The 9,860-nt window shown below is 44.6% G+C and carries 5 protein-coding genes; 2 read left to right on the top strand and 3 right to left on the bottom strand.

Annotation, left to right across the window (positions count from 1 at the left end):
- On the bottom strand, window positions 1-1,175 hold a 1,175-nt coding region (locus tag A3738_RS05695), incomplete at its 3' end, for a hypothetical protein (RefSeq protein ID WP_156503998.1).
- A gap of 267 nt (window positions 1,176-1,442) precedes the next feature.
- On the opposite strand from A3738_RS05695, the gene A3738_RS05700 reads away from it, so the two are divergent.
- The gene (locus A3738_RS05700) at window positions 1,443-3,872 is read left to right on the top strand and encodes a DUF748 domain-containing protein (protein WP_156503999.1); all 2,430 of its coding nucleotides are present in this window, start codon (window positions 1,443-1,445) and stop codon (window positions 3,870-3,872) included.
- Window positions 3,873-4,817: 945 nt separating this feature from the next.
- On the opposite strand, the gene A3738_RS05705 is transcribed toward A3738_RS05700, so the two are convergent.
- Window positions 4,818-5,630: an SDR family oxidoreductase gene (locus A3738_RS05705; protein WP_068502544.1), complete on the bottom strand. Its 813-nt coding sequence runs from the start codon at window positions 5,628-5,630 to the stop codon at window positions 4,818-4,820.
- Window positions 5,631-5,985: 355 nt separating this feature from the next.
- Entirely contained in the window at window positions 5,986-7,899 is a 1,914-nt protein-coding gene (locus A3738_RS05710) for a PhoX family phosphatase (RefSeq protein ID WP_068483246.1), read from the bottom strand.
- A gap of 192 nt (window positions 7,900-8,091) precedes the next feature.
- Here A3738_RS05710 and A3738_RS05715 point away from each other — a divergent pair, with 192 nt between their 5' ends.
- Window positions 8,092-9,423 carry a DASH family cryptochrome gene (locus tag A3738_RS05715; protein WP_068483249.1) on the top strand — a complete coding sequence of 444 codons (1,332 nt, stop codon included), beginning with the start codon at window positions 8,092-8,094 and terminating at the stop codon, window positions 9,421-9,423.
- Window positions 9,424-9,860: the final 437 nt, after the last annotated feature.

Raw genomic sequence — 9,860 nt, forward strand, 5'->3', positions numbered from 1 at the left:
GCACAATTCGATGAGCTAGTCACACTACCGTCTGCGAGATCTACACAAATGGTACCAGTGATTGAAGCAGAAGTGCTGTCACGCTGATCTTCAATGTTCATCGACACCTCAGCAAACGCCGCGGCATCAGCTAGAACCGCCGATTCCGCCGCAACGATAAAAGCGTTATGGTAAGTGCCCGGACCACCGGAGTTACCTTCAAAAGCTGCAAAATACACATCTGCATCATCGCCCCCCTCAATCAACAAACGCATCAACTTAGATTGCGCATCATTTTCAGAATCATCTGAAACATTCAGATATTCAAAGCGCATCTCACCCGTTTCTTTATTTTGAAGCAGCGTATTAATGCCAACAGCATTTCTGTCTTGATTAACAGGCTCTAGCTGCAAAACATTTAGTGCCGTAACGCTATTGCGAATCCAATACCAAACAAACGGATCGCCCCCCGCTGACACTTGCACCGCTCGATCAAACAGAGACTGCTCGGTACTGATATCAACCACTTCCACAGACACTGAAAAAACCGTATTGTCGATAGGGTCGGGGCACGCGACATTGTCTAGCGTCATTGTATCGTCTTCTCTCACACAAAAATCATATGTGCCCGCTGCCATTGCTCCTGGAATTCCTCCCGCTAAAACACCCAGCACATTAAACATCCCGTCCAACTGACCAAAGAGCGTCGGTTTAAAAATGCCATCGTCATTGCTGCGCGCATAACCCGACTCAAGATGATATCCAATGAAATCTTGAAGATTCACATTTTCAACATCTTCACCTGCTCTGAAGATACCCGTGATATTAGGATAGGCCTCATCGGTTTGAACTACTCCACCAGGTGGCTGAATTTTGTCAGTATTGTTTATACTTGCCCACAAGGCACTGATATTTTCTGTTGCATTCACCGGCGCCGCAATCGCGAACGATTGAGAGGGAAATAATATGCCTTCGATACCATGACGCAACTTTTCAAAACCTCGAGCCACCGTTTGATTGCTACCATACGATGGAAGAGCGCTATCGACAGACTTCGTTACATCGGCAAGGTCATTAGGTGTTGGAGCTGAGTTCTCAACAAAGTCAACTCCAGAAGAAGAGCTTGAGCTTGAGCTACAAGCCGAAACAAAAACAGATGCAATGACACATCCGCCAATCAATGATAAATAATTCATAACTCACAAAACCTCAATATTAGAATAAGCGTCGCACTTACAATGCTCAATTGCACGACTATTACCTGAATATGAGCGTTGTCTAAAGTACTCTTTCTAGTCTAGACAATAAGACTTACAGTGCAAAAATGTAGTCGGTCAAAAGTAAATCACCTCGGTCATGAAGCCGAAGAAAATTCGGCCATCAAGCCAAACATCGATGGAAGGACAAGGAACTTGTGGTAAGGTATTTTGTTCTCTGAGTTTCGTTCGAATGAGGATGCGCTTGTGTACACATTATTAAATCGACTTCTTGCTCTTGTGATAGTTCTGATCATTGCAAGTTTGTTGCTTGTTTGGCTGCTCAGTCCTTACCTTATTCAGTACTATGCGCCCAAAGTCCTTGTAGACTATAAACTGCAATTAAGTGACGGGAGTCATGTACGCCTCAATCCATTCAAAGGCGCAGTCAGCATTGAAGATTTCCAACTCATCAACACGAAAGACAAAAACTTAGGCATAGAGATCTCTGAAGCCGTGATTGATCTTAACCTTTGGTCTCTCACTCAAAATGTCGTGTCGTTCGACGCCCTAGATTTTGACAATATTCAACTAAACATTGAACGAAATGGTGATGCGACTCGAGTTGCCGCTTTTGATATTCCAGAAAACTCAAACCAAAAAGAGCAAGAGACAAACACTAATAACGACGCTACCCCTAAAGCGTGGAGTTTGAATGTACCGCTGTTAGAGATTGATGCTCTCAGCATTGAATTCAGCAACAACGACAAACAACATAGCGCGCAACTAAACAAGCTTAATCTATCTGAACTGACGTTAGCTAGCGACTCACTTAGAGGGACCTTTCATCTAGACGCTTTAGTGAACGACGCTGCGCTGAATCTAGACACCGACTTTGATTTCCATTCTTCAGATGAAGGATTGTCAGGCAAGGCATCATTTTCATCGTCCCTCGCAGAGCTGCAAACAAAAGCTTTTGCATATCTTGCCAAAGATTTTACCTCACGAGCCGAGGGAGCCATTAGCTATGAAATTAATGGTCAACTATCTCTTGATAAAGCGCAGAATTTGACGCTTGAATTAACGAACACAAATGTCGTTTTAGAGAATGTCACCTTGAATATTGATCCCTTCATTATTCGAGAAAGCTCTTTAAACATCTCAACATCTGAGCTGTCATTGGGCCGCTCATCCGAAGGCGTATTGAACTCAAATGGCATCGTTAGCCTAGAGGGCGAAGACTTAGAACTCGGCCCCAGCAATAACAAGGACATACTTATTGCTATTAACGCACTAAGCATTCCAAGCATTGACTATGAACTAAAAGACTCGGCGCTAAGCATAGGACAAATTGCGTCTATTACCGTAAGAAAACTACTCGCTTCTAAAGTGATTCAAACCAACGAGAACGAACAAAAGATAGATCCCACACCTCTGCTTACACTTAATTCGATTCATGTTGATCAACTTTACCTAAACCCAAATAACCTGAGTATTGAGACAATCGAGCTCGAGGGGCTAAACGCCAATGTATTTGTCGATGCAGAGCAGAATGTCTCTAACCTTGTAACAGTTCATCAAGAAGCCCACGAGCAAGTTGAAAAAGCAGATGCAGAAAAGGCAGATGTGCAAAATGAAGTAGCTGAACAAGAACAAATTCAAGAACCAAACGCGCAATCAGTTGAGCAGCCAGCAGAACAAGAAGCCTTTGGTTTTTCTTTATCCAAATTTGCCCTGAAAGATCAGGGGATGGTGAACTTTATCTATGAAGGGGTAACACCATCATTTAAACAGAGCTTAAATATCGACAAACTCACTCTGGCAAAACTTGATAGCACAACGCCAGACAGCTTTGCTCAGCTTCATGCTATGTTCACAGCTGGCCAATACACATCAGCAGAAATCAAAAGCGAACTTGCTCCGTTTAAGGACAAAACCAATCTCAGCTTAGAAATGAATCTCAAAGAGTTTTCACTTCCTAAGATCTCGCCATTTATCCGGACTGCTGCAGGTTTTGATATGTCTGCAGGGCAACTCGACTCAGAAACAAAAGTCTCTGTTGTAGATGACGAAATTGACGGCACGGTCGACCTTCATATTCGCGGTTTAGAAATCGATAACGCCGGCGATGTTCACTCTGGCAGCATTGCAGAGCAAACATTCATTCCATTGAATCTGGCGCTTAGCTCTTTAGAAGATAGTAACGGACGCATTGAGCTGGACATCCCTCTCAAAGGCAACGTCAACAACCCCGACTTTGGTTTAAATGGTTTTATTAATTTAGTCGCACAGCGTGCCGCACTTGCCGCTTCGCAAAGCTATTTAATTAACACCTTTGTGCCTTACGCAAATATCGTAACCCTCACTACCATCGCAGGAAGTTACGCCTTAAAACCTCGCGTAGAACCTTTATATTTTGATGAAGGCGAAGTTGAATTAGACGAAGAGCAAAAAGCCTTTGCAGACAAGCTGGATGCTTTACTTAACGACAAAGAAGACATCCATATTGGAATATGCGGGTTTGCTCTGTCAGACGAAGATGACGAAAACCCAAAAGCACTTGCGAATCAGCGAGCAGAGAATCTCAAACAATATTTAGTCAACGAAAAGAAACTTGCCTCATCGAGGATTTTGATTTGTAAATCGAAGGTTGATACCCGAGAGGATGCTAAAGCGAGAGTTGAGTTTACTTTTTAGTTTTACGTTATTAGTTGGTCGGCGGCGACCGAAGTCTTTGGTTTTTTTCAGGTTTCGACCTAAGGGTCGAGTTAAGGGCTTAGCCTGAGCTGCACCTAGGGCAACTTACCCTTTCAAGACAAACAGTTTCTGTATTAATTAATTTATTACTCGATTTTCTTACTACTATTCTTGTCGGCTGCGGCCGACAGCGCCTTAAGACCTTTGACGCCAAAGGTCTTAAGAATCTAAACGCGCCCAAGCTCTCGAGGCCTTCGGCTTCACTCAAACTCTTGTTTCAATCGGCGCTGCGGGACTCGCCTTCGGCTCAAACAGTCCTCGCGTATTTCCGATTGTAACGATCAAGTTTTCGTCTCTCGTGACGGGGGATTGTTGCAAGACCAAGACTTTGTTTGTTTCCCAGATTTATCGAAGCGGTATCTGCCTTTTCGTAGGATGAGTGACGCCAGTTAAAAATGGAGTAAGCGAGGACTGTTCGACGACTGCGAAGCGGGCTAGACAAGGTGAATTGCAAAGCAAGAGAAGGTGGCCTGGGCCATCCGCAGCGCCATTTTTAACCAGTCACGAATGTACCCGCAGGGCCGAAGAGCAGGTACGCATTTCTTTGGTTCTTTCTTGTGCGAGCAAGAAAGAACATAAAACGATTATAAACGATAAATTTCAGATCAATAAAAGCTTAAGAAAATAAGAATTCACCAAATCAAAACCGGAAAAAAACCAATTTTTTAACCCTTGTAAGGGGGATTACGCCCTCCGGACGATGTGACTACGCCCCCTACGCCCCTAAAATGAGAACCATCAAAAGGCGTTACAGAAAAGATTCAGGCCCTTTTCTATAAAGCCTTTCATCTTCTTAAAGATTTAAAAGTTTCTACGCCCGCTGTCGAATAGGCCTCGACAGCGGGCTTTTTATTTTCCGACGTTCTATTTCTTTGTTTGCTGCCCCTATCGCGCTTCTCGCTCTAGATAAAACTGCTTTGCTTTCGCGCCTTTTTTCATCAACGCAGGCTTAAGTGCTCTGCGAATTCCCGGAAATAAATATCCAAAGGTCGTGAGAATCGCTGAAGAACCGGGTATCGAACGTTCGCGCTTTCCGTCTTGCGCACAAGCCAATACTGCCTCGGCAATTTCAGCTGCGGTACTCATAGGTTGAGAAAAAACCAGATCAGGCACTTCTTCGATATGCCCCATAATAAATCCTGTGTCAATCGGCCCTGGCGAAACCAAAGAAACAGTCACAGCAGTTTCATTCAATTCTTCTGCTAGCGCTAATGAGAAGGCTCGAAGTGCAAATTTACTGCATGAGTAAGTCGCTTCTCCTTCTAAGGGAATGCGCCCTGCTAGCGAAGCAACATTCACCACTGCCGCACTAGGTGCTTTGAGTAAATATGGCAAAGCTAATTTCGTGAGGCGAATAGGTCCTTTAAGATTGATATCAATAGTCTGATCCATTTCGTCTAAACCTGCTTCGGCGACATCTCCTCGGCCATGAAAACCAGCATTGTTTACCAACACATCAATACGTCCGAATTCGGCAACGCTCTGTTCAATTAAACTTTCACAGTCCTCACGCTTAGCAACATCGGTTGGTACAGCAATCGCTCCATTGCCGAGCTCTTTAGCCAAAGACTTGATGGTGTCTTTGGAGCGAGCAGCAAGCACGACCTTAGCGCCCTGCTTGGCGAATTGACGTGCACACTCCTCCCCTACACCTGCTGACGCGCCTGTGACGATAACTACCTGATCCTGAAATTGCATGATGAACCTCGCTTGATTTGTTCTTATTAGACCCAAAGTAAGCTCGGATGGGCTAATTAGTCTTCGCTATAAGGAAGCTTTTGGATTTGTTTTGATACTAACGAAGTGGGGGTTAGAGTGCCAGCCAATCCCCCATCCAGGATGACGAGCATTAAGCTTTATTCAAGATTATTGCCAAAGACTGAGCGGGCGGAGCGAACGAATCAAAGTAAATTGCGAAGTAAGAGAGAGTAGCCTGGACATAGTTAAGGGTCTTGTCATTACAAGCCCCTTAACAAGGCCATCAGGACGAAACTGAAAGATCCGGCCAAAAAGCCCTCTTCCTTGAGGGCACATCCGTGTAACTCATACCTGATTAAGAACCAATAATTCCGCCGTCCTTGCGGGTAATCACTAAGGTACAGTCACGTGGTATTAACCCACTACCTGTTGGCGCAGGGAAGTTCGTAGAACTTGGATCACCATTTCCTGGGTGCTGTATGTTTACGAAAGCAGTTCGACGATCAGGCGTTAGAGTAAAGCCTGTAATTTCATCACTATTTACTCCAACCAAAAGACGTTTTGGCTGAGGAATTTCCCCATCATCGAGGTCCTTAGTTGTATCAAAGATTGTCAACTGATCCTGCAAACCTTGTGGCTGACCTCCATCTGTGCCGATAAATAAACGACCATCTTCATCCGCATATGCTGCATCTGGAGATGAGAATGCAATCTCTTCATTCACAGTATCTGAAGCAAGAATATAAATATCCCAAGAGAAACTACCGGAACCATTGTCCGTCGTACGAATAATATGGCCATTAGAGTTTGGTGCTTCAGGGTTTGCCGCGTTTGGTTCAGTTCGACGAGAGTTATTAGTGAGCGTCCAGAAGACCTCTCCATTTTTGCCTATCGTCGTCCACTCTGGACGATCCATAGGCGTTGCACCAACAATATCTGCCGCAATGCGCGTGTTGATTAACAACTCAGCCATATCATTAAAACGAGCCGCTAGAGCTGGAACATCCATAGACAATTCTAACCAGTCCCCAGAGCCATCCTCGTTAAAACGAGCAACATACAAAGTACCTTCGTCTAGCGGGCTCTTGCCATCAGCAATTGCATGTTCCCATGCCATCGATGACTCAAACTTGTAGCAATAATCGAAGCGTTGGTCATCGCCCATGTAACAAGCAACGCGACCGTCATCTAGCTCTTTAATCGCAATAGCTTCGTGCTTGAAACGACCAAGTGCAGTGCGCTTAACAGGTTTTTGCGTGCCATCGAATGGATCGATCTCAACAATCCAACCAAAGCGATTTGCCTCATTCACGTAGTCTTCGTCATTCAAATCAAAACGCTTATCAAATGCGTACCATGCATAACCAAAACCAAATTGATTAAAACCATAACGCGCTCGTTCTTCTGTTGGTGTCACTTCACTGATAGAGCCAAAGTAACCATTGAAGTTTTCTTCACAAGTCAGATACGTACCCCATGGCGTGTACCCGGCACCACAGTTGTTCACAGTGCCAAGTGCAATATTACCTGCTGGGTTTTGTAATAATGGAGAATCCGCCGCTGGCCCAGAGAACTGCACTGGCGTATTAACGGTAATACGGCGCGTATTTTTGCTTTTAACTGTGCGCCATTGGCCTCTCCAATTGCGCTTAATCTTCAAGACAGAAACGCCATGTATATTCTGCGACAAACGCACATCTTCCAAGTTCTCTGGAAGATCTTTCCCTAATGCGTGCGTATTCGTTCCGTACTCGTGATTAATACACAGCATTCCCGCATCGTTACGCATAGGGTAATGCTTTCCGTAACGGCTCGCTCGTTTGAAATCCATTGGGAAGAACCACATACCATCGTGACCAAGACCTGTCTGAAGTGCTGCTTCTTTTGAACTTGGACGTGAATTAGGGTCACCCTCATAGGCTGATGTAGCACCTGGTTCGATCGGTGTACCCCAAGGAATCAAAACTTGATACTCATAGTCTTTTGAAATCGTAGGCATCGTTGTATCAATAACATCCGCGATTTCTACTGGTCTAAAGCCGACCAATTCTTGGTTTTTCTTTGGTTTTTGCCAGCCCCAACCGGCTTGTGCAGCTGGCGCCAAAAATGCTGCAGTAGAACCAGCAAGCGTACCAGCAACAACTTTTCGACGACTCACATATGCATCAAGAACTGAAGCAAACGGACGGTTGTCAGATGGATTTGAAGAAAGATCATCAGGATCTTGGAAACCTGCTACTACGTTTTCAATGTTATTTTCTTGTGTCATATCGATAGCTCCTAGCTGATTAACAAACCTCAGATTCGAGAGATTTGATCAACACACTAAAACCGATGAATGACACTTAAGTGGCAATTGTTTTAAGCTTTTTTGTCAGTTTTATTTCTACAGATGTCACATCAACGCAAAGCCAATTTTGTTTACCTAACGTATATCTTGACGCAAAGCAAAGGAGTAGAAATGACGAACGCGACTGGGTTAGTTTGGTTAAGTGAAGATCTCAGATTACACGACAATCCCTTGATTGAACGTGCGGCAAATGAGTGCCAAGAACTTATATTTTGTTATTTCGTAGATCCAAGCGAACTGAAAAGAGACATATATGGCTGCCAGCCGCTGGGCATTCATCGGCGCCAATTCTTGGCCGAATCACTGCTCATTATGCATGACCGTTTGAAAGAGCTTGGTCAAACGCTAAATGTTTTCTTAGCTAGACCAATTCCTTCGATCGAGTCTATCTGCTCCAATCTTCCAATTACTCACGTGTATCGCTCAACACCCGTCGCGTTTAATGAATCGCAATCGTGGGCACAGCTAAAATCCATGCTGCCTGATGTGAATATGATTAGCGTAGAGACACGGTGTCTATTTAGTGCAGCAGAAATCGAATTTCAGGCAGATAGTTTTCCGGCGACCTTCAGTAAATTCAGACGTTTGGCCGAGCGATTAAACGTCCGAGTTCCTAATGGTGAGATTCGATCGTTACCACCAAGCCTATCGCTGCTGGCCTTCAATTTTGATCGATTGATTCTCGACCCTTGGGTGTTGAACAAACAGCCGATTGCGCGAGGCGGGGAAGATGCTGCACTCGATCACTTGCATGACTATTTTTCTAGCAAGGCTGCAAACACATACAAGCAAACAAGAAACGCCTTCGATGGTTGGGAGAACTCATCGAAATGGTCGTTCTGGCTAGCCAATGGCACCTTATCCGTTAAACAAGCAGCGCAAGCACTCAAAGAATTCCAAGTTGTTCATGGTGAAAATGAAGATAACGGGTGGCTGATGTTCGAGTTGCTGTGGCGGGAATACTTTCAATGGTATGCACGCGCCTTCAACAAGCGCGTGTTTTTAGTCGATGGTTTATTCGATCAAGAGAAACGAAAGCTTAGAGGCACTTTTTATCCTCAACGCTTCAAGCAATGGTGCGCAGGCAATACACCCTATCCAATCGTCAACGCCTGTATGCGGCAACTAAACGCGACGGGATACATGAGCAATCGTGGGAGACAAATTGTCGCATCCGCGTTAATAAATGAATTGGGTTTAGATTGGCGATGTGGCGCGTCTTACTTCGAGCAACAACTGATCGATTACGATCCCGCTTCAAACTGGGGGAATTGGCAATATATTGCGGGCGTTGGTGCTGATCCAAGAGGAGGCCGCCAGTTCAACTTAAAAAAACAAACGCAAATGTATGATCCCAATGGAGAGTTCATAGCGAAATGGACGGATAGCGATGAGAATCATCGATTGGATTATACCGATGCTGCGGATTGGCCTATTTTATGATTTGTTTCGGTTTTGGCCAAAAAGCCACTTCTGCATTTGGTTCTGCCTTACAAAATCTTTCGTTGATTCGAGATTAATCGCTTCTAATCTTTTTATGTTCTTTCTTGCTCGCACAAGAAAGAACCAAAGAAATGCGTACCTGCTCTTCGGCCCTGCGGGTACATTCGTGACTGGATAAAATAAACAGGAATTCGTCGAGGATTGTTTGAGCCGAAGGCGAGTCCCGCAGACGCTGTTTATTTTTGAGCAACGAATGACCCCAAAGGGCATGTCAGTGGGGCTGATTAGGATTGTTAAGGGGCTTGTCAGCACAAGTCCCTTAACTCGACCTTTAGGTCGAAACCTAAAAATGCAGAGGCGCTGTCGGCCGCCGCCGACAAGAATAGTAGTAAGAAAATCGAATAATAAATTAACTACACAGAACTACTATTACAGAA

This window comes from Oleiphilus sp. HI0066 (assembly GCF_001635725.1).